This is a genomic window from Abyssibius alkaniclasticus (assembly GCF_020447305.1).
In the GTDB taxonomy this organism is placed as follows: domain Bacteria; phylum Pseudomonadota; class Alphaproteobacteria; order Rhodobacterales; family Rhodobacteraceae; genus Abyssibius; species Abyssibius alkaniclasticus.
The window spans coordinates 830169-850978 of the sequence record NZ_CP095732.1; the positions used below are offsets into that span (position 1 = coordinate 830169).

The window sequence follows — 20810 nt, forward strand, 5'->3', positions numbered from 1 at the left end:
TCGGTCTATGCCAGCAGCCCGGCCAGCTCCGGCAAGACACTGGCCGTATCCTCGCCGCGCAATGCGTCGAGCTTTTTGGTCATCTTGCGGAATTCGCGGCGCAGATAGTCGATATGCGCAGGCCAATAGCCGATGGATTCAGGCTCCAGCCGCGCGATGAACTTGCGAAACCGCGCGGGCATCACGCTGCCGGTATGGCGCGCGGCATGGTCGCGCCCAAGTGCTGCCAGATCCACCGCCGCCTTTTCGCGCAGATCGGCGGGCAGGATCGTCACATCGTAAAAGGCGGGCAGTTGCAATGCGTGGAACTTCACCTTGTCATGGCTGATGCCGCAATCACGTTCAAGCGCCACAAACAGCTCTGCCAGCCGCGCAAGGTTGAGCGCCGAAACCGTGACCCCGGCCGTCAGCCTGACATGCGGGCAGGCCTTGCGCAATTGCGCGATATTGGCGACGAATTGCGCCCAGTCAAACCCGCTGCGCACAAGGGCACCGGCCGCATGGGCGGCATCAACGCTCGCCTCGATGCTGACACTCTTGAACCGGTTCCACAGCGGCAGAAGCGGGGTTTTTTCCACCTCCAGCACCGAAAGATTGCTGTTATAGGCTAGGTTGATATCGGTGCGGCCCTCATCGATCAGCCATTGCAGCATGTCGGCATTCTGGCGTTCGAGCAGCGGCTCGCCACCGGCAAAATAGAGCGTGCGCACCTCGTTGCCGATTTTTTGGAACTGCGCCAGCCCGTCCTGAGCCGAGGAAAACGCCGAAAGCAGCGGCGTATCGCCCAGGTTGATCCCCAGCGCCCTGGCATCGGCAAACCAGCGCGACGATGCGCCGTGATGGCAGCTTCGGCAGCGAAAATTGCACAGGTTTGAATAACGCAGGTCCAGATGCACGGGGTTTTTCGGGCGTTGCCCGTCTTCCAGAATATCGGCAAAATTGCGGTTGAAATCCATGCGCAAACTGTTCAGCCCGGCATCTTCGGCCGACCAGCATTTCCAGCAGGCCTTTATCTTTTCGCCGCGCTCCATTGCGGCGCGAAGCTCGGCAAAGGGTTTGCCGTTCCAATGGCTTTCCATATCGCCATCGCGCAGCTTGCCAAGGTCGCCCTCATACAGACAACAGGGCCGCACCTGCCCGGACGCGTTGACCGAAATCGACCCGAAGGGGGCGGCGCAAAGCGGGCGTTTGGGGCTGCTGTCACTCATGCCACCGCCTCGTGCTGGCGGCGGGTATAGGCCAGATCGGCAATGTAGCGCGCGGCAATTTCCGCGCCGTTTTCATTGCCAAGCCGCGCACAAGCGGCGCGCATATCGGCGCGGGCCGTCTCATCCAGCAATGCCGACAACCCGTCATCCACCGCATGAATGTCAAAGCTCGACGCATGAAGCGCCATGCCGTTGATGGCGGCATATTGCGCGCGCCGGGCCTGCTCATCCTGCTCGCCCGCCTCGTTGGGAATGAACAGGCTGGGCAGGCCCGCGGCCAGAAGGTCGTGGTAAGAGTTATAGCCGACCGCGCTGATCGAACAGTCAAACCCCGCAAACAGCCGCGGCAGCGGAAATTCCTGCAAGCGCGTGACACCGGCGGGCAGATCTTGCGTTTTCTCGGCGATCAGCCAATCGGCAAGAACCACATGCAGGCCATCGGTTGCGGCCAGCCGGTTCAGCACATGGGCGCGGACGCGCGACATGTCAAAATTATTGCCCGCGCCAAGCTGCACCAGCACAGCCAGACCGTCATCCGGCAGGCCCAGCGCGGCGCGTGCCTCGGCGCGGCTGAGAAGCTCCTCATCCTTCAGATAGCGCACCGGCGGCACGGCAAAGGTTTTGGCGCGGTGCCTGGTGGTTATGCCCCTGTCCCAGCTTTGCGCAATGTCCTGTGGTTCGATCACCGCGTCAAACGCTGCTTCGCGGCCAATCGTCTCCTCGCCCGTGCCGGGGGCCCAAAAGCCGCGCCGCATCCAGACTTTCCACAGATTCGCGTGCCGTGACAGGGCCGCGAGCATTCCGCCATAGGGCACATTGCCGTCGAACATGAAAACATCGGGCCGGTGAAAGGTCAGCGCCGCCTGCACCTCGCGTTCCAGATGGATGTTCCACTCCTCGAACGGCATCCCGATGGATTTGTGATAGGGCAGATATTCGGCGTGAATCCCGTCGCGCGCCGCAAGGCCAAAGGCTTTGGACAGAGTCAGGAATACGGGTTCAACCCGTTCGGGCAGCCGCCGTGCCAGTGCCAGCGAGCGGGTCAGATGCCCCATGCCCACCCCGTTTGAGGTAAAGAACATCACCTTTGGCGCGCGGCCTGGCCGCTGCGGTGCCGCCACCTGCCGGCCTTTTGGCGGGCCGATCAGGTTTTTGACGCGCGCAACCAGCAGCTTTATGTCGCCAAATTCGCGCGCCCAGGCGGTGCTGCGCTCGGCCTGGGCCAAAAAGCGCGGCGGGCTGGAATGCAGGTCCAACACCGTATCGCGCACGGCATCCGGCGTGCAGTAAACCGCGCCATCGCCAAAAAGCGGGCGGAAATGCGGGGCCAGAACCGGCACGGCACCGCTGGCCATCGCCTCCAGAATCGAGCGGCCATAGGCCTCGACCCAATGCGGATGGTGGTGGTAGACGAACATATCGACCTGCGCCAGAAAGGCGCGCGGGCTTTGGGCGTTGAAGGGCGAAACCTGCCAGTTGCGCGGCAGCCGGCCCACAATCGCCTCCAGCTCCGGCCCCCAGCCCATAAGCCGCACATCAATGCGCGGATCATCGGGATAGGCGGCCAGAAAGCTTTCACGGTCCTGCGGCCATTTCATCGGATCGGGGCGCGAATGGCGGCCAATGCGCGGCCTTGCCCCCATGAAGCCCGCGCGCGGCAGCGCCCAGGTATCGCAATCCACCACATTCAGCCAGTCTTGCGCATGAAGTTTGGGGGCATTGGCGGCGCGGGCAAACTGCGCACGCACCTTTGGGCCGACCGGCGCCCATTCAACATCGCCAAACAACGCGGTGGTGACCGTATCGATCTGCGCCCAGTCGTAATAGGGGGTGCCGGTCGCATCCATCAGCGGATGATGGGCGACAAGAAGGGTTCGCCCGGCCTTGATGCGCGGCGGGGTCTGCGGCCAGCGCGTAAAAACCTGCGGGTGGTGCAAAAGGCAAAGCCGCGCCTCGACCGCGGTATCGGGCGGCACCAGCCAAGCCTTGCCCGCATCAAGCAGCGCGCGAATTTCGGGGTGAACCGGGTGCGGATAGCGCAGCACCTCGCCCGCCATCGCCATAAGCGCCACACGATAGCCCGCATTGGCAAGTGCTGCCAGCTCGCCTGCCAAAGCGGTCGAGCTACCGCCGGGAAAGCGCAGATCACCAACCGCGATAATGTCAAAATGCATACTTGCCCCGGGCCATGTGTCGCGCCATCCTGTTGCAATATTATGCCAGAAATCCATCAGGACCAAACACCAAACCGGGGCCGCGCCACATGACAGCACTTGGCAAGAGATTTGCCGCCGCATTGGAGGCCGCCCGCGCGGCGCGCGCAGCCAACATCCCGGCCAGCGCCCCCGCCAGCACTTCCGCCACGCCAGCCGAAGCACCCCCGCTGAACAGTCGCCGCATGGTGGTTGCCCTGATGTTCGGCCAAACCCCGGCAGAGGTGGAAACCGCGCTGCTGGCCTTGCGCAAGATCGCGGCGGAAAACGATCATGGCATTGTGATCGTGACCGACCGGCAGGATATAGAAATTTTCCAGCACCCGGATTGTATTGCCGAATATCTGCCTGCAATTGACAGGCTTGCCAGCCTGCCCAACCCGCATGACCCCTATCTCTATCTGCAAGACCGGCTGGCGATTTTGCTGCGCAAATGGGAGCCGGTGCAGGTGCTGCCTTTTGGCGACCGCTCCGTTGATATGTTTGCCGCATTTAAGGCCGCGCAGCCCAGGGCGTAGCCGAAAAATTTTTGTCGCTATATATTAAATGCGCGAAATAGATGGTAATATCGCCCGATTGAAGCCCTGACGGGGCAATCGGGGGCAGTCATGGCCAAGAAAATTTCAGCATGGGCAATGGTCTTGCGGGCGTTCTTGCTGACGCTGTTTACCGGCTCGCAGCTCAGCCAGACGCAGGCGCAGGGCAACCCCGATAACCAGGCCTGGACCTATGCCGCCTCGATTGGCACAGCAGCGGCGATGCGCGAATATCTGCGCATGTATCCAAACGGTGCCCATATAGAGGAAGCCATTCGCGTGCTTATTGCAAGTGGTGAGATTGGGCCTGGAACAACGCCCTATGTTCGTCCGGTTGAACAGCTGAGCGCGCCGCCGAATCTTGTTCCGCCCATCGTCGCAGAGACGCCATATTAAAGCGCAATCTCGGGAATTGGTCATGAAAAGAACCTCACTACGGATTACGTCTTTCATGCTAATTGCAGTCGCCGTGGCTGGCTGTGATTTTCGTATGGTTGATGATCAAATGCGAGATCTTTCAACCTATTACGAGGAGGGGCGAAAAACGCCAGAGAATGGTCAACTGATTTCGCTTGAGGGTAGCTACACACAGGCTTTCAATACAGCCGTGCGCAATCTGCGCGCTCAGGACTTTCAGATTGTTGAAGCAGATGTATCCGCAGGGCGGATTGTAGCCCGTAGCAATAAAACAAACCTGGTTTCCTGCGGAGCGTTGCAATCCGGTCCATTGGGCAGCGTCGCAATTTATGCGGCCAATGCGCCCGTCTCCATTATCGAAGTGCCGGGCGCTCGTGGGGGCTCGACTTTTGTTCGCCGTGAGTTTTCAAGCATGAGCGATGTGACAATCTTGATTCGCGCTGACGCGACACAAGGCGGTGCAATCTTTGCAACAATAGCGGAACAGCATAGTGCTACAATCCGAACGGTCCAGCTCAACGACAATGCCGTTATCTACAATGAAACCTTGACGTTTGACGGGGCAAGTCGCGCCAAGTTTTCGCGTGGTGTGATCTGTGGTTCAGCGCGCGCAACCCGCGCTATAATCAGGCAAAGTTAGCAGTTTTGCGCTATTTAGCTAGCCGAACGCCCCCAGGCCCAGCGCGCCGCTTCGCGCCAGTTTTCGGCTGAAATCGCCCCGGCGGCCCCCAGCGGCGCATAAATTTCGGCCAGCGCGTGGTAATGGCCCAGATCGGCAATGGCAAAGCGGTTCTGGCGGAAGAAGGCGGCGTTCTGGCGTGACAGGCGCACAATTTCCAGGCCCAAAGCCGCATTTGCCCGCCGGGTAAGGTCGTGCAGGCGGTCCTGCATCTTGCGCCCGCCGGCCAATGCAAATTTCTCGCGGCCCAATTCCTGATCCGCGTTTTGGCTGCCTAGCATGGCGACAAGCGCACCCAGATGCCACCAATCGGCATAGGGCTGATCGCTGCCATAGCTGGCGGCAATTGTCAGTGCAACCTTGGGCGCGCCCTGTTTCAGCAGCGCAAGCACGTGGTCAAACCCGGCCAGAAACGCCGGGCGCGAGGCATAGTTGAATGCCCAGTCGCACTGGCATAGCGGCATCGTGGCGCTGGGCGGCAGGCCGGCCTTGGGCATTTCTTCGCCAATAAAGGCGATCAGGTCGCGCCTCTGCCAAAGCTGCGGGCCGGGGCTGGCGGCAAGCGCGCCGGTAACAGCGTTGCGCGCAAGCCAGCCAATGCGATAGCCCGCCCGCAGCAGCACGGCATCCGGCTCGACCTGCCCGAATTCGGGTTTTGGCAGCACATCGGGCGGCATCATCACAACATAGGCCCCCTCCATCGCCTTTAGCGCCGCCAATTGCGCATTGCGGCTGGATGAAGGCACCAGATGGGCGCGCGGCAGGGCCTGACGCAGACGAAAGCCATAGCCGCGTGGCGGGTTGGGCGGCATCAGCGCAAGGGCTTCAAACCTGGCCAGGGGCTTCATTCGGCATCAGCCAGCGACAGGGGGTCGAACCCGCGTTCGACCGCCAGCCAGTCCAGCGTGTCGGCGCGCATATTCTCGAACTGGTCATCGGGTGACAGCGCGCGCAGCAGGTTGGCCATATGATGCGGGGCAAAACGGTCGCCGCGCAAAACCGCCTGTTCATAGAGCGCCAGCGCGGCTTCGGTATCCACCCCGCCATTCTGCCCATGCTCGGCCATGCGGCCAAGATTGTTGAATGAGGCGGCCACCTCGTTCAGCACGCCCACATCGAACAGGCGGCGTGCGCGGGCGTGGTCGGCGGCAATGCCGTGGCCTTTCAGATACATATAGCCAAAGCTGTCCGACATCCACCAATCCATCGGCTCGGGCCCGGTTTCCTTGAACATGCGGCTTTCGGCGGCGGATAAGTCAAACACTTCAATGCCGAAATGCGTGGCAAGCTGCGCGCCAAGGGCGGCGCATTCCTCGGCCAGCTCATCGGGCGACCAGCGAAAGCCGGTATAGCGGCAGGTGGCGCCGCCCTTGGAAAAGCGCCGCGCGATCAGGTCGGCCCAGAATCTGTCAAACCACGGGTAAGAGTTGATAGTGGTGAAATCCCAGTCGCTTGCCTGGGTCATGAACACGCCAAGCCGGGTGCCATACATCAGCCACAGCCCGTTTTCGCAATCGGCCCCAACACTGCAACAGGCGACCAGCCGGCGGATCTGCCGGTCGGGCAGGCTGCGCAAATCCAGCCGATGATGCACGCCACCCCCGCCGCCAAGCGACAGGCGCACCCCTTCGCGAAAGCCGCAGCGGAAGGCGTGGTAAGGGGTCAGTGCCGGGTTCACATCGGAATGCACCTCGGGCACATGCACGCGCGGGCTACCCTTGCCCGCCGCCATATGCGCCCCGATCGCATGGTCGATAGACACCTCTCCCTTTGGCGAAAGCTCGTGCGTGCGCATTTCGCGGATCATCTTGCCGGGCCAGCATTTCAGGCTGCCATTGCCATAGACCTGCCCGTTGACCACATTCCGGCTGGGCCATTCCACGCGGCAATTCGGGCGGATGAACGCATCCGGCACATCAAGCTCGAAGAAGGACGGGCGCACCAGAGTGTCGGCATCAACGGTTATCACCTGCGCGCCGCCGCCCGCTTTCAGCGCCGCCTTGTGGCAGGCATCCAACCCGATCACACCATGCACGCGCTTGGCCCAGGGGGCTTTGGCCAGCAGATCGGCCCAGTAGTCATCGGCCCAGGGCTCGTCGATCGACATGAAGACAATCGGCAGATCACGCACAAGCGCCATAAATTCGCGGCCCTAACGGTTGACGAGGTTGAAATCCAGAACGCCGTATTCGGCGATCCAGGCTTCGGCCGTGGCGCGCCCGGCTTCAAGCTGTGCGGCGCTCATGCGCGCCTCGAGCGCGGCCATCTTTTCGGCGGCCGACTCGGCCACCTGGCGCGAACCGCTTGTGTCGCGCAGCAAGCCGCCCTCATAGGCGATCATGTAATTGGCGTAAGCGGCGGGCAGGTCTTCCTCGACCCCTTCAAACCCGGCCAGCATATCGCCGATGAACTCATAGGCATTCACAAAGTTGCGTTGGGCCGACAGGCGGAAATAGGCCAGCGCCTGGCGGCCATCGGCATCAACCCCCCAGCCCTTCATGAACATGCGGCCAAGCTGCAAGGGCGCATAGGGGTTGCCCTCATCCGTGGCGCGGGTCAGCCAGTAAATCGCCTGCGGGTAGTTGCGCGTAACCCCCTCGCCCCGCAAATAGGCAAGCCCGACATTGTTCATCGCATCTGACTGGCCGTTGGCGGCGGCGCTCAGATAAAAGCCCAGCGCGCGGCCCTCATCGGCCTCAACGCCCTGCCCGCGGCGGTAAATATCGCCAAGTGCGGTGACGGCATTGACCTGCCCGTTCTGCGCGGCCACCTCGAACCAGCGGCGCGCTTCGGCATAGCTTTGCGGCACGCCCCAGCCTTCGCGGTAAAACTCGCCCAGCGCCACGCGCAGATTGCCCATGCCCGCCAGCGCGCCAAGGCGCAGATATTCGGCGGCGCGGGCTTCATCTATTTCCACGCCACGGCCAATGCGATAGGCTTCGGCAAGGTCGCCATAGGCGGTGGCATAGCCCCGATCGGCGGCAAGCTGGAAGAAGAACAGCGCCTCTTCGTCGCGCCCCGCAATGCTGAGCGCGCGGGCCAAAAGCCCGGTAATGCGGGCATTGCCCGGGTCATCCTCCAGCGCCTGAATACAGGCACGAATGGCGGCGCGGGTATTGACCAGATCATGCGGCACACCTTCAACAAGCGCATAGGGGTCATTGTCCGGCGTTGCCAGAATATCGCATTGGGTTATCAGCTGCGTCAGCCCGCCCGGCACAATCTGCGCGGTGTCATCGGTGGCAATCTCGATGGCGCCCAGCGGCTCGACACCGGATTCCTCGAGCAATTGCAACTGGCGGCTGGCCACGGGCGCAAGCTGGTCTTCGGGAAAAAGCTCTACGAAAAGCTGAAAATCGGTCTGGTCGGCGCTGGAGCGAATGGTGTTCCATGTCACCGAGGCAAGGTTGATATTGCCGGTAACCGCGGCCTGGGTTTCGGCGTCAAGCACAATCGCCGGGTTCGGGTCGAGCCAGATTTCCTCGGTCGCATTGTCAATATACCACGGGGTCTGTTCGCCATTCGTGGCGCGGCGCACCTTGGCGCGCACCAGGCGCAGGACATCGCGAAAATCCTGGCGCGGGCCTTCCAGCGTGCTGGCCAGCGCGGCGGTGAACGGGCTGTTTGCACCGGCCCCGTCAAGCGCAACAGCGCCGGGCGAGGTGGCGTAGGAAATTATCGTATTTGGCGGCGCCTCGGTCAAAGCCAGCCCCACCCCCGAAGCCTGACCTTCGCCAAAGGGTGAATTGCGGCAGGCATCCAGCACGATCACCAGCTTGTCGGCCTGCAACTGCGCCAGCTGGTCGATAAGCGTGGGCAGCGCAAAGGCCTGTTCCTGCAAGAAGCTGCGCGAGGTCGGGCGGATATCGGCGGGCAGCAGATAGTTGATGCCTTCATGCTGAACCCCGTGGCCGGCATAGAAAAACAGGCCAAGCTCGGCGCCCTGCTCATTGGCCGCAATCTCGGCAAAGGTGGCGGCGACATCGGCGCGGGTCGCATCTTCCAGCAGGTAAATCGAAAACCCCATCGATGAAAGCGCCCCGGCCATTGCGCGGGCATCGTTCACCGTATTGGGCAGCGTCACGATTCCGGGGTCATCATATACCGAATTTCCGACAATCACCGCCCAGCGGCTTTGCGCCTGGCTGGCTGTGCCCAGAATCAGGGCAATGAACAGTGTGATTGCACGCATGAATGAGAGGCGGAGCATGGCGATTTACCTTCAATCGAATCAATGAAAATGCGAATTTGACCAGCGCCCAGCCTAGCGCGTTGCCTGAAAAAAATCGAGATTTATCAGGGCCGCCCCAGCGAAACATAGTCAAACCCGGCAGCCCGTGCCGTGGCCGGGTTCAGCAGATTGCGCAGATCGACCAGCCTTGGATGGCGCATCAGCCCGGCCAGAAGCGCCAGATCAAGCCTTGCGAAATCCGGCCATTCGGTCAGGATGACCAGCGCATCGGCGCCGCGCGCGGCGGCCTCGGCCCCATCCGCCCAGCCCACCCCCGGCAAGGCGCTGCGCGCCGCGTCCGCGGCCATCGGGTCATAGGCGACCACATCCGCCCCGGCCGCTTGCAGGGCCGGAAGGATCACCAGCGCCGGGCTGTTGCGCAGATCATCGGTGCCCGCCTTGAAGGTGACCCCCAGAACCGCAATGCGCTGGCCCTGCACATTGCCGGCGCAATGCGCAACAACCAGCGCCGCCATCCGCGCCATATGCGCTTCGTTGGAGGCGATCACCGCATCGACGATGCCCATATTCTGCCCGGCCGCGCGCCCCTGCCGGGCAAGCGCGCGAATATCCTTGGGAAAGCATGACCCGCCAATCCCCGGCCCGGCGCGCAGAAACTGCGGCCCGATGCGGCTGTCAAGGCCGACGCCCTGCATCACCGCATCGATATCGGCGCCCGTGAACCGCGCCAGCCCGGCAATTTCATTGACCAGAGCCAGCCGCGTGGCCAGCAGGGTGTTGGCGGCATATTTCATCAGTTCCGCACTGGCGCTGCTGCATATTTGCAGGCGGTTTTCGGGCAGGGCCATAGGGGCGTAAACCGCCCGGCCCAGCGCGGCCCCCGCCGCCTCATCCGCGCCAATGACCACGCGTTCGGGCGCAAGAAAATCGTGCAGCGCCGAGCCCTGGCGCATGAATTCGGGGTTGAACAGTGCCACGCCCTGCCAGTCGGGCCGCCTTGCGCGCAGCCGTGCCGCCAGCGCAGCGGTTGTGCCCACCGGCACGGTCGAGCGGACCATGATGGCATCGGGCAGGCGCGCAAGCCCGGCCAGCGCATCCAGCGCCGCATGAAGCTGGCGCAAATCGGCGGCGCCGTCGGCCAGGGCCGGGGTGCCGACCGCCAGAATGGCAAGCTCTGCCGACACCGGCGTGGCGCCAAAATCCAGCGCGCCGCTGGCCATCGTTTCATGCAGCAGCGCATCGAGCCCCGGCTCGTGCAGCGGGCATGTGCCGCCTTGCAGCAGGGCCAAGCGCGCGGGGTTGGTTTCAACCGCGCTGACCCTGTGGCCGAGTCTGGCACATGCGGCGGCCGTAACCAGACCGACATAGCCGCAGCCGTATACCGCAAGTCGCATATGCGCCCCTTCCGAAACCCGTGGCGAAGCCTGTGAAATGCGCTTCGCGCCGTCAACCCCAAAGCGATGCTTGCCGTTTGACCCGCAGGCAGGGCGCGGCTAGTCTGGCGCAAAACAGCCAAGGCGCGCGATGATCATCTCCAACAGCCGCAAATTCATCTTTGTGCATATCCACAAGGCGGCGGGCACCGCGCTGAAAGTGGCGTTGCAGCCGCATCTGGCCTGGAACGATCTTGTGATCGGCGGCTCGCAGTTTGGCGATGCGGTTGCCCCCGCCTATGAAACCCATTTCGGGCTGACAAAACATGGCGGCATCCAGCAGATCATCGATCAGTGCGGCGCGGCGCTGGTGAAAGACTATTTCAGCTTTGCCATTGTGCGCGACCCCGTGGCGCGCTCCGTTTCGCTTTACAACTACATTGCCGAGTTTTTCCGCTACAAGGGCCAGTCCTTGGGCTTGCAGCATGATGATCTGGTGATCGCGGCGCGCCAGGAACAGCTGGAGATGACCCCGAATTTGAAGTTTCTCGACTGGCCCGCCACGCGCGCCTACTATCTGAGCCCGAATTTCAGCGACTTTATTCGCAGCAAAGAGCTGGAAAGCGACAGCGGCTTTCAGTTGCAGATCGATGCGCTGCAAAACCAGTCCGGCACGCTGATGGTTGATAAAGTCATCAAATACGAGGCGCTTTTGCGCGATCTGCCCGCCCTATGGGACAAGATCGGCACGCGCTTCATGCTGCCCGTTGAGAACCGCCCGAAATTCTACCGCCAGCCGCTTGCCGATGTCAGCGATGATGACCGTGCCTTTTTGCGCACGCGTTTCGCCGATGATTATCTGGCGCTGGATTACGCCTGAACAAAGCGAACACCATGCAGAATGTCATTCTTAGCTGCGCCATAACCGGCTCGATCCATACGCCCAGCATGTCGCCCTACCTGCCCTTCGCGGCGGATGATATTGCCAGGCAGGCGGTTGATGCCGCGCGCCAGGGGGCCGCGATTTTGCACCTGCACGCGCGCGACCCGGCCAATGGCCGCCCCTCTGCCAGCCTTGCACATTGGCGGGGGTTCTTGCCGCAGATCGCCACGGGCTGCGATGCGGTGATCAACATGACAACCGGCGGCTCGGCCGTGATGAGCATTCAGCAGCGGCTGGCCGCACCGCTGGCGATTGCGCCGGAAATGTGTTCGCTCAACTTGGGCAGCATGAATTTCGCGCTCTACCCGATGGCCGCAAAAATCACCGATTGGCGGTTTGACTGGGAAAAGCCGTTTCTGGAAAACTCCGACGATCTGGTCTTCAAGAACACCCCGCGCGACATTGCGTATATTCTGGCGGAAATGGGCCAGAAGCGCGGCGCGCGATTCGAGTTTGAGTGCTACGATATTTCCCATCTGGATATGCTGGCGCATTTCGTTGCCCGGGGTCTGGTGCAGGGCAAGCTGTTCATCCAGTTCGTGTTCGGCGTGCTGGGCGGCATGGCGGCGGTGCCCGAAAATCTGCTTCACATGAAGGCCACAGCCGACCGGCTTTTTGGCGAAGGTTACGAATTTTCGGTGCTGGCCGCGGGCCGCCAGCAAATGCTGATGGGTGAACAGGCGGTTAAGATGGGCGGCAATGTGCGCGTGGGTCTGGAAGACAATCTGATGCTTGAAAAGGGCGTTTTGGCGCGCAACAACGCCGAATTGGTCGCAAAAATGCGTTACATTGTAACCGAAAGCGGGCGCGAGCTGGCCTCGGCCGATGAAGCCCGCGCCCGGCTTGGCCTGAAGGGCTGCGCAGCGGTGGCGCTATGAGCGTCCATATCCGCCCTGCCAAAGCAGAGGATCTGGAGGACGTGATGCTGGGCCTGCAATCGCTTGCCGCCGATCTTGGCGATGCCTTCAATGCAAGCGCGGCCCAGGTGAAAAACGCGCTGTTCGGCCCGCATCCTATTGTGCGCGCGCAGCTTGCCTATCACGGCGCGGCGCTTGTCGGGCTGGCCTATTATGCGCCCATGTTTTCAACCCTGCTCGGCACGGCAGGCTGCTATGTGTCGGACCTGTGGAGCCATAAAACCGTGCGTGGCCAAGGGCTTGGCGTGCAGCTTCTGGCGGCTGTGCAGGCGGATGCTGCGGCAACCTGGAATGGGGGCTTCATCAAGCTCGCCGCCTATCGGGACAATGCAGCAGCCCTTGCCTTTTACCGCAAGCTCGGCTTTGAGGTTCTGGCAGATGAACACGCGCTGCGCCTGTCGGGTGCCGCCTTGCGCGCATTGGGAGATGCCGGATGAAAGCCTTTGTCGACACCCGCCAGGCCGCGCATGACCCGCAGCATTTCATGGCCAATGGCCGCATTCAACCCAGCCCCGAAGCCCCTGCGCGGCTGGATGTTCTGCAGGCTGGCGCGCTGGCGGCGGGCTGCGAATTTGGCGCACCACCCGATGCCGGGCTTGGCCCGATTGCCGCCGTGCATAGCCCGGAATACATTACGTTTTTGCAGAATATCTATGCCCGCTGGCAGCGGATTGACGGGGCGGGGGCCGAGGTTATTCCCAATATCCACCCCGCCAACCGCACCGACAGCTACCCGCTTTCAGCCACCGGCCAGTCGGGCTATCATCAGGCCGACACGGCCTGCCCGATTGGCGAACACACCTGGGCGGCGGCCTATCTGTCTGCCCAATGCGCCATTGCCGGGGCCGATGCGCTGGCTGAAAACCGCGTCGCCTATGCGCTGTGCCGACCGCCCGGCCACCATGCCTTTGGCGATATGGCGGGGGGGTTTTGCTTTTTGAACAATGCCGCGATAGCTGCGCGCCGCCTTGCCGCCCAGGGCAAGCGCGTGGCAATTCTGGATGTCGATGTGCATCACGGCAACGGCACGCAGGGTATTTTCTGGCGCGACCCTTCGGTGCTGACCGTCTCGCTTCATGCCGACCCTGCCCGCTTCTACCCCTTCTTCTGGGGCCATGCGCATGAGCGTGGCGCGGGTGACGGGCTTGGCCATAACCTCAACCTGCCGCTGCCGCGCGGCACTGATAATGCCGCCTATTTGCGCACCCTTGGCAAGGCGCTGGAGCGGATTGCCGCCTTTGGGGCCGATACGCTTGTCGTGGCGCTGGGGCTTGATGCGCATGAGGCTGACCCGTTCAAGGGATTTGCCATTACCACCGGGGGTTTTGCCGAAATCGCCGCAACCATCGCAGCACTGCGCCTGCCCACGCTTTTGGTGCAGGAGGGCGGCTATCTGTCCGAGGATCTGGGCAGGAATCTCACCAGTTTCCTGACGGGGTTTCAGGCAGCATGACCAGGGCGGATATTCTTGTCATCGGCGGCGGTATCGCCGGTATCAGCGCCGCTGCGCGCTGCGCCGAGGCGGGCGCCAGGGTTGTGGTGCTGGAGCGCGAGCCAGGCATCGGTGCGCATTCCACCGCGCGTTCGGCGGCGATATTCATTGCCAATTACGGCAATGCCACATTGCGGGCGATCAACGCGGCAAGCGGCCCGCTTCTGGCCGAACCCGATGGGCTGGCCGACCACCCGCTGCTGACCCCGCGCGGATTTCTGATCTTTGCCGATGAGGCGCGCCTGCCGGAGCTTGCCGCAATGCAGGCCGGTGCGACCGGGATGGAGGCGCTCAGCGCGCAGCAGGCCATAGAGCTTGCGCCCATTCTGCGCCCCGAGCGGATTGCCGGCGCGGTTTACGAGGCCGAGGCGCGGGATATTGACGTTGATTTGCTGCTGAACGGCTTTGCCCGCCTGCTTAGGGCGCATGGCGGGCAGGTTGTTACCGGGGCCGAGGTTCTGGCGGTTGAGCGCGGGCAGGATTGGACCGTGACATGCAAGGCTGGCAGCTACAGCGCGCCGGTGGTCATCAATGCCGCCGGGGCCTGGGGTGACATTGTGGCGCAAATGGCCGGGCTGGCCCCGGTCGGGCTGGTGCCGATGCGCCGCTCTGCGGCGATTTTGCCCGCACCGGATGGTGAAAACATTGCCGCCTGGCCGCTTTTTGGCAGGGTGGATGATGCCTGGTATGCCAAACCGATGGGCGGCAGGCTTATGGTCTCGCCCGCCGAGGAAGACCCGGTCGCGCCGCATGACGCATGGCCCGATGACATGGTGCTGGCCGAAGGGCTGGACCGCTTTGAGCAGGATGTGACCATGCGGGTCAGCCGGGTGGAACGCAGCTGGGCGGGCTTGCGCAGCTTTGTGCCCGACCGCACGCTTGTTGCAGGGTTTGATGCCAATGCGAAGGGGTTTTTCTGGCTGGTCGGCCAGGGCGGCTATGGCGTGCAAACCGCGCCCGCAATGGCGCAGCTTACCGCCGATCTGTGCATCGGGCGCACCCCCGTTTTGGCCGATTGGGTGGTCAATGCCCTGTCGCCCAACCGTTTTTCAACCCGAAAAGGAGCAGACACATGAACATTGAACGTATCAAAACCGGCGCAAGGATGAGCCAGGCAGTCATCCATAACGGCACGGTTTATCTGGCAGGCCAGGTGGGCAAGCCCGGTGAGGATGTCGCCCAGCAGACCCGCACGATTCTGGCAGGGATCGATGCGCTGCTGGCCGAGGCAGGCTCGTCCAAAGAGCATATTTTGCAGGCGACGATCTGGCTGGCCAGCATGGATGATTTCGCCGCGATGAATGCCGAATGGGATGCCTGGGTGCCCGCAGGCCATGCGCCGGCCCGCGCCACGGGCGAAAGCGCGCTGGCAACGCCGGATTATCGGGTTGAAATCATCATCATCGCCGCGCAGGCTGCATAGCAGCGCAACAGAATCTGGTGAGGGCCGCATGACAGGCAAAATCTACCTTTTGAACGGCCCGAACCTGAACCTGCTTGGCCAGCGCCAGCCCGAGCTTTACGGCGCCGATACGCTGGAGGAAATCGCCGCGCGGCTGGCAGTGCAGGCGCAAGCGGCTGGGTTTGCGCTCCGCGCGCTGCAATCCAACCATGAGGGCCAGCTTGTCGACTGGATTCAAGAGGCGCGGCAGGATGCGCGTGGCATCATCATCAACCCCGCCGCCTATTCGCATACATCCATTGCCATTCTCGACGCGCTTTATGCCTTTGATGGCCCGGTGATCGAGGTGCATATCTCGGATATCCATGCGCGCGAGGCGTTCCGCCACCATTCCTATGTATCGGCGCGGGCCGATGAGGTGATCATCGGACAGGGCACCAGGGGCTATGCGATGGCGCTGGAAAAGCTGGTGGCGCGGCTGGCCTAGGCCGCTGCGGCTTCCATCGCGCGGCGCAATGCGGGGCGGGCGCGCAGACGGGTAAAATATGCGCCGACATTGCCTTCGGGCAGGTCGAACTTCGCGTTCACCGCCCAGCCGGCGCAATGGCCCAGCAGAATATCGGGCACGGTGATTTTCGCGCCCATCACGAATTCATTCTCGCCCAGACGGGTGGAAAGTATGCGCATTGCATGGGCGAATTCGGCCTTGGCGGTGGGTTTGATTTCCGGCACGCGCAGCTTTTCGGGCAAGGCAAAACTGTGCTTGCCCGCCGTCCAGAGCGGGCCATCGACCTCGTCACAGGCGAATTGCGTGAAACTGTCTTGCTGGCCACGCTCGACGCTGCCAGCCGGGAAGGTCAGCGCGTTATGGCGGTCGGCCAGAAACTGCATGATGGCCACGGAATCGGCAATGGCCACACCATCGACCAGCAGCACCGGCACCTTGCCCGACGGGTTGATGGCGCGCGCTTCCTCGGAACCGGGTCTATGGGCGACCAGCTCATAGGGCTGGTTCAGCTCTTCAAGCATCCAAAGCACGCGCATGGTGCGCGAACGCGGATGGCCGATAACCTGATACATGGGGTGTCCTTTCTAGCTGTTCTGGCGCAGCATGGCGATGCGCACAAAGGCGCGTTCCAGCATGGCATGGGCAGGAATGGGGCGCGATGAGCGCAGCGCAAGGTCGGTATCTGTCAGGGTTTTGAGCGCGGCTTCCAGCCGTTCGGGGTGCCAGCCGCGCAGATAGCCCATAAAGCGGTTGCGGCGCGGCCCGAAAACCGGCGGGCGCACGCTGGCAAGCGCGGCGTCCGGCCCGCCGGAATGGGTGGCCGCGGCGTGGAGCAGGCGAAAATAGCGCTGCGCGGCCAGCACAAGCGAGACGGGCGATATGCCCTGCGCATCGAGCCGCGTGAGCTGCGGCGCAAGCTCGGCGGCCTTGCCCGCGGCAAGCAGTTCAATCGCCGCATCGCTTTGCGCCTCGGTGCTGACGGGGGCGACGGCGGCGATATCGGCAACCGATACTGGTTCCGCCTGCCCGCGCGTATAAAGTGAAAGCTTTTCAACGAGTTGCGCAAAGTCGCCGGGGTCGAGGCTGCTGCCCAGCACATGCAGGTCTTGCCGCGCAGCATTGGCCAGATTGGCAATGTCTGCGGCGGCAAGCTGGCGGTCGATTTCCTCGGCACTTGGCGGATCATCATAAATGGCGATGGCAAGTGCGGCTTGGTGGCTTTCGATCAGCTTGCGCAAGCCCTTGGCGCCGGTGCCAAGCTTGCCTGCGGTGATGACCAGCATCGCATCGCCCTGCCGCCAGCCTTGCAGGGCCGATTCGATGGGCTTGGCGCTGGCATCATTGGCATCTTCCAGCAGCACAACGCGCTGGCCGCCAAAAAACCCCTGTGCCGCCAGCGAATCGGCCAAGGTGGCAGGATCGGCGCGCACAGCACTGGCCGACAGGCGGGTAAGGCGCATCTCAGCCTCACCCTCGGACCCGATGAGCCGGGCCACCAAGGCCTGCCGTTTGAGCGCGACGCGCATCGCGTCCTGCCCGTAGATCAGCACCGCCGCGCGCGACAGGTCGGGCTTTTCGAAAAACCGCGCAGCACTGCGGGCATCTGCCTTCATTGGGCGAAATCCGCAGCCGCCACGGCAATGCGCGTGGCGATCTGGTCGGCCAGTGAAACGGCAATGCGCCGTTCCGCATCGCGCGCCGCAACGCGGGTGGCATAGGCCGAGGCGGTGGCGGAATAGGCGGTGAAGGCACGGGCGCGGGCGGCGAAGACGCGCTCGTCGGTTGTAAGGCTGGTCAGGCTGTATTCGGCCGTGGCACGCAGGTTATAGCGGGTAATGGCGTTGTCTTGCGAAATCGCCAGCCCCTGTTCTTCAACCGTGGTGGAAATGGTCAGCCGGTAAAGCGGCGATTCGGGCGGGCCAAGCCGCTGTTCGAGCCGCTCGAACATGTCAAAGCTCAGGCGCGAGTCAAAGGCGGGCAGTGCGATGCGGCCACGCAGACCGGCCGCTGCCGAGCCGGGGCCGTAAACCGGGGTAAAGCCGCAGCCCGCCACGCCAAACAGCGCGGCTGCGGGCAACAGCCCCAATAGTTTGCGGCGGGTTGGTGGCTTGCTAGACAACGACATTCACAATTCGCCCCGGCACGACGATAAGCTTTTTCGGCGGTTTCCCGTCAAGATAGGGCAGAATCGAAGGATGCGCCAGCGCCAGCGCCTCGATCGCCGACCTGTCGGCAGTGGCGGACACCTGCATTTCGCCGCGCCGCTTGCCGTTCACCTGAATGGGCAGGGTGATTTCATCATCAACCAGTTGCGCGGCATCGGCCTTGGGCCAGGGGGCTTGCGCAATCAGCCCGGCGCCGCCGGTCATTTCCCACATGTCCTCGGCCAGATGCGGGGTGATTGGCGCCATAAGCTGCGCCAATGTCTGCACCGCCACGCGTTTATCGGCCAAAGGCGCGTTTGACCGCCCGATTTGCGCGGTAAACTCATACATTTTGGCAATGGCCTTGTTGAAGGCGAACCCTTCAAAACAGTCGGTGACATCGGCAATCGCGCGGTGCATGGCCTTTTTCAGGCTGCGCGCCTCGTCAACCGCCCCCGGGGGGGCGGCCTCCTCGGCGCGCGTGCCGATTTCATCGGCAAACCGCCAGACGCGCGACAAATGCTTCAGCGCGGCCTCGGCGCCTGCCGCAGTCCATTCGACATCGCGCTCTGGCGGGCTGTCGGACAGCACGAACCAGCGCGCGGCATCGGCCCCGTTCAGTTTGATCTGCTCCATCGGGTCGATCACATTGCGCTTGGATTTCGACATTTTCACCGAAGGCCCGATTTTCACCGCACTGCCATCGGCCTTCAGCGTGGCGCCATCGGCGCTGCGGTTCACCTCGTCGGGCGCGTGCCAGATTGGCAGGCCGCGGGCGTTTTCGGTGAAATAGGTCTCATGGCAGACCATGCCCTGGTTGAACAAGGCGTTGAACGGCTCGATGGCCGTTTGCGGCAAATGCCCGCATTTGACCATAGCGCGCGCAAAGAACCGCGAATAGAGCAGGTGCAAAATCGCATGTTCCACCCCGCCGATATACTGATCGACATTCATCCAGTGCGCCGCCTCGTCCTTATCGGTCGGCGTGCTGGCACCCGGGGCGGTGAAGCGGGCGTAATACCAGCTACTGTCGACAAATGTGTCCATCGTATCGGTTTCGCGCTGCGCGGGGGCGCCGCATTTCGGGCAGGCGCAGTTGCGCCAGGTCGGGTGGCGGTCGAGCGGGTTGCCGGGGGAGTCGAAACTCACATCCTCGGGCAGCACGACGGGCAGGTTTTCCTTTTTCTCCGGCACCACGCCACAGCGCGCGCAATGCACCACCGGAATTGGGCAACCCCAGTAACGCTGGCGGCTGATGCCCCAATCGCGCAGGCGGAACTTGGTCACGCCCTGGCCAATGCCGCGTTTCTCGCATTCGGCAATGGCGGCGGTAATGGCCGCTTCGCCGGTTTGCACTTCAGCGCCGGCGAAACCACGCACATAGCGCACAGGCTCGGTTTTCGGCGGCACGAAGGCGGTGTCGGTGACGGTTTTGCTAACGGTCGAGCCATCTTCGGGCACGAACACATCGGCCACGTTCAGCCCGTATTTGCGCGCGAAATCAAGGTCGCGCTGGTCATGCGCGGGGCAGCCGAAAATCGCGCCGGTGCCGTAATCCATAAGGATGAAATTGGCGATATAGACGGGCAGTTCCCAGCTTGCATCCAGCGGATGCACAACCGTCAGCCCGGTATCCATGCCGCGCTTTTCCGCCGTTTCAAGCGCCTCTTCGCTGGTGCCCATGCGGCGGCATTCGGCGTTGAAGGCGGCTATCTCGGGGTTGCTTTCAAGCGCGCGGGCCAGCGGATGGTCGGGAGAGATGGCGGCAAAGCTTGCGCCAAGCAGCGTGTCGGGGCGGGTTGTATAGACTTCAAGCGCCTCGAACCCCTCGGGCGCGCCCCTGGTTTCAAAGGCAAATTGCAGCCCTTCGGATTTGCCGATCCAGTTTTTCTGCATCAGCCGCACCTTTTCCGGCCAGTTCTGCAAACCATCCAGCGCGGTGAGCAATTCCTCGGAATAGTCCGATATCTTGAAGAACCATTGCGTAAGCTCGCGCCGCTCGACCAATTCACCCGAGCGCCAGCCGCGCCCGTCGATCACCTGTTCATTGGCCAGCACGGTCATATCAACCGGATCCCAGTTCACCTGCGCCGATTTGCGGTAAGCCAAGCCGGCCTCCAGCATATCAAGGAACAGCGCCTGCTGCTGGCCGTAATAGTCAGGCTCGCATGTGGCCAGCTCGCGGCTCCAGTCAAGCGACAGGCCAAGGGCGGCGAACTGTTCCTTCATCTGGGCAATGTTGTGCCGCGTCCAGGTGCCGGGGTGGGTGTTATTGGCCATCGCGGCGTTCTCGGCCGGCATTCCAAACGCATCCCAACCCATCGGGTGGAACACGCTGAAGCCCTGCGCCGCCTTGTAACGCGCCACAAGATCGCCCATAGAATAGTTGCGCACATGGCCGATATGCAGCTTGCCCGACGGATAGGGAAACATTTCCAGCACATAGTATTTCGGCTTGTCGGCATCGCGCTTTGCCGCAAACAGGGCCGACTCATGCCATTTTGCCTGCCATTTCGGCTCTATCGTCAGGGGGTCATAGCGCGTTGCCATAGTTTTTCGCCTTATCGTCTGGGGTTATGCCCTTGTTTTTCGACTAGTATAAGCAGTTGCGCACACTAACAAGAGGGGCAAAAGCCCCCCCCAATGCTCGAAAGTGTTGCATCCCTGCATCAGGGGGGCAAACAAGTTCAACAAAACTATGGGCTTGCTTGACGGTCGTGGCGGTTTGGCAGAAAACAGCACCACTCCTTCCGGGTGTTCCCGGATGAGGCAATTTAACTCTCACG

At 62.6% G+C, this 20810-nt stretch carries 20 protein-coding genes; 10 read left to right on the forward strand and 10 right to left on the reverse strand.

Features of this window, described 5'->3' with window-relative positions; translation table 11 throughout:
* Positions 1-5: 5 nt before the first annotated feature.
* Together LGT41_RS04300 and LGT41_RS04305 are read right to left on the reverse strand one after the other, a co-directional pair.
* A complete protein-coding gene (locus LGT41_RS04300) occupies positions 6-1208 on the reverse strand; it encodes a twitch domain-containing radical SAM protein (protein ID WP_274128836.1) in 1203 nt (400 codons plus the stop codon).
* Positions 1205-3382, reverse strand: a complete 2178-nt coding sequence (locus LGT41_RS04305) for a hypothetical protein (RefSeq protein ID WP_274128838.1) — start codon at positions 3380-3382, stop codon at positions 1205-1207. Before LGT41_RS04305 ends, LGT41_RS04300 begins: the two co-directional genes overlap by 4 nt.
* An 89-nt stretch (positions 3383-3471) precedes the next feature.
* Between LGT41_RS04305 and LGT41_RS04310 the strand changes: the two genes are divergently transcribed.
* The 3 genes from LGT41_RS04310 (at position 3472) to LGT41_RS04320 (ending at position 5014) form a co-directional block, all read left to right on the forward strand.
* A complete protein-coding gene (locus tag LGT41_RS04310) occupies positions 3472-3939 on the forward strand; it encodes a hypothetical protein (RefSeq protein WP_274128839.1) in 468 nt (155 codons plus the stop codon).
* A gap of 90 nt (positions 3940-4029) precedes the next feature.
* Complete coding sequence (locus LGT41_RS04315) at positions 4030-4353, forward strand: hypothetical protein (RefSeq protein ID WP_274128840.1); 324 nt, start codon at positions 4030-4032, stop codon at positions 4351-4353.
* Between the two features lie 22 nt (positions 4354-4375).
* Positions 4376-5014 carry a hypothetical protein gene (locus LGT41_RS04320; RefSeq protein WP_274128842.1) on the forward strand — a complete coding sequence of 213 codons (639 nt, stop codon included), beginning with the start codon at positions 4376-4378 and terminating at the stop codon, positions 5012-5014.
* 14 nt (positions 5015-5028) lie between these two features.
* Here the strand turns inward: LGT41_RS04320 and LGT41_RS04325 are convergent, their stop codons facing one another.
* From LGT41_RS04325 to LGT41_RS04340, 4 genes are all read right to left on the reverse strand, one after another.
* Positions 5029-5901 carry a hypothetical protein gene (locus tag LGT41_RS04325; RefSeq protein WP_274128843.1) on the reverse strand — a complete coding sequence of 291 codons (873 nt, stop codon included), beginning with the start codon at positions 5899-5901 and terminating at the stop codon, positions 5029-5031.
* Positions 5898-7193 (reverse strand): tetratricopeptide repeat protein, encoded by a 1296-nt coding sequence (locus LGT41_RS04330; RefSeq protein WP_274128844.1) that lies wholly within the window; start codon positions 7191-7193, stop codon positions 5898-5900. Before LGT41_RS04330 ends, LGT41_RS04325 begins: the two co-directional genes overlap by 4 nt.
* A 12-nt stretch (positions 7194-7205) precedes the next feature.
* A complete protein-coding gene (locus LGT41_RS04335; RefSeq protein WP_274128846.1) occupies positions 7206-9263 on the reverse strand; it encodes a caspase family protein in 2058 nt (685 codons plus the stop codon).
* 86 nt (positions 9264-9349) lie between these two features.
* Positions 9350-10639: a UDP-glucose dehydrogenase family protein gene (locus LGT41_RS04340; RefSeq protein WP_274128847.1), complete on the reverse strand. Its 1290-nt coding sequence runs from the start codon at positions 10637-10639 to the stop codon at positions 9350-9352.
* Between the two features lie 130 nt (positions 10640-10769).
* On the opposite strand from LGT41_RS04340, the gene LGT41_RS04345 reads away from it, so the two are divergent.
* The 7 genes from LGT41_RS04345 to aroQ are packed head-to-tail and all read left to right on the forward strand — an operon-like array spanning position 10770 to position 15859.
* Entirely contained in the window at positions 10770-11498 is a 729-nt protein-coding gene (locus LGT41_RS04345; RefSeq protein WP_274128849.1) for a sulfotransferase family 2 domain-containing protein, read from the forward strand.
* Positions 11499-11512: 14 nt separating this feature from the next.
* The gene (kce, locus tag LGT41_RS04350; protein WP_274128851.1) at positions 11513-12439 is read left to right on the forward strand and encodes a 3,5-dioxohexanoate:acetyl-CoA acetone transferase; all 927 of its coding nucleotides are present in this window, start codon (positions 11513-11515) and stop codon (positions 12437-12439) included.
* Positions 12436-12915 carry a GNAT family N-acetyltransferase gene (locus tag LGT41_RS04355; protein WP_274128852.1) on the forward strand — a complete coding sequence of 160 codons (480 nt, stop codon included), beginning with the start codon at positions 12436-12438 and terminating at the stop codon, positions 12913-12915. Before kce ends, LGT41_RS04355 begins: the two co-directional genes overlap by 4 nt.
* A complete protein-coding gene (locus LGT41_RS04360; protein WP_274128853.1) occupies positions 12912-13931 on the forward strand; it encodes a histone deacetylase family protein in 1020 nt (339 codons plus the stop codon). The genes LGT41_RS04355 and LGT41_RS04360 overlap by 4 nt, the downstream gene beginning before the upstream one ends.
* A complete protein-coding gene (locus LGT41_RS04365; protein ID WP_274128854.1) occupies positions 13928-15046 on the forward strand; it encodes an NAD(P)/FAD-dependent oxidoreductase in 1119 nt (372 codons plus the stop codon). The genes LGT41_RS04360 and LGT41_RS04365 overlap by 4 nt, the downstream gene beginning before the upstream one ends.
* The gene (locus tag LGT41_RS04370; RefSeq protein WP_274128855.1) at positions 15043-15393 is read left to right on the forward strand and encodes a RidA family protein; all 351 of its coding nucleotides are present in this window, start codon (positions 15043-15045) and stop codon (positions 15391-15393) included. Before LGT41_RS04365 ends, LGT41_RS04370 begins: the two co-directional genes overlap by 4 nt.
* A gap of 28 nt (positions 15394-15421) precedes the next feature.
* Positions 15422-15859, forward strand: a complete 438-nt coding sequence (gene aroQ / locus LGT41_RS04375) for a type II 3-dehydroquinate dehydratase (RefSeq protein WP_274128856.1) — start codon at positions 15422-15424, stop codon at positions 15857-15859.
* Here aroQ and LGT41_RS04380 read toward each other — a convergent pair.
* From LGT41_RS04380 to leuS, 4 genes are read right to left on the reverse strand one after another with little or no spacing between them, the layout of a single operon-like run.
* Positions 15856-16452, reverse strand: coding sequence for a glutathione S-transferase family protein (locus LGT41_RS04380; RefSeq protein ID WP_274128858.1), 597 nt, complete (start codon positions 16450-16452; stop codon positions 15856-15858). The genes aroQ and LGT41_RS04380 overlap by 4 nt on opposite strands.
* A gap of 12 nt (positions 16453-16464) precedes the next feature.
* Positions 16465-17493 (reverse strand): DNA polymerase III subunit delta, encoded by a 1029-nt coding sequence (gene holA / locus LGT41_RS04385; protein ID WP_274128860.1) that lies wholly within the window; start codon positions 17491-17493, stop codon positions 16465-16467.
* Positions 17490-18005 (reverse strand): LPS assembly lipoprotein LptE, encoded by a 516-nt coding sequence (gene lptE, locus LGT41_RS04390; RefSeq protein ID WP_274128862.1) that lies wholly within the window; start codon positions 18003-18005, stop codon positions 17490-17492. The genes holA and lptE overlap by 4 nt, the downstream gene beginning before the upstream one ends.
* Entirely contained in the window at positions 17992-20574 is a 2583-nt protein-coding gene (gene leuS, locus LGT41_RS04395; protein WP_274128863.1) for a leucine--tRNA ligase, read from the reverse strand. Before leuS ends, lptE begins: the two co-directional genes overlap by 14 nt.
* Positions 20575-20810 lie beyond the last annotated feature (236 nt).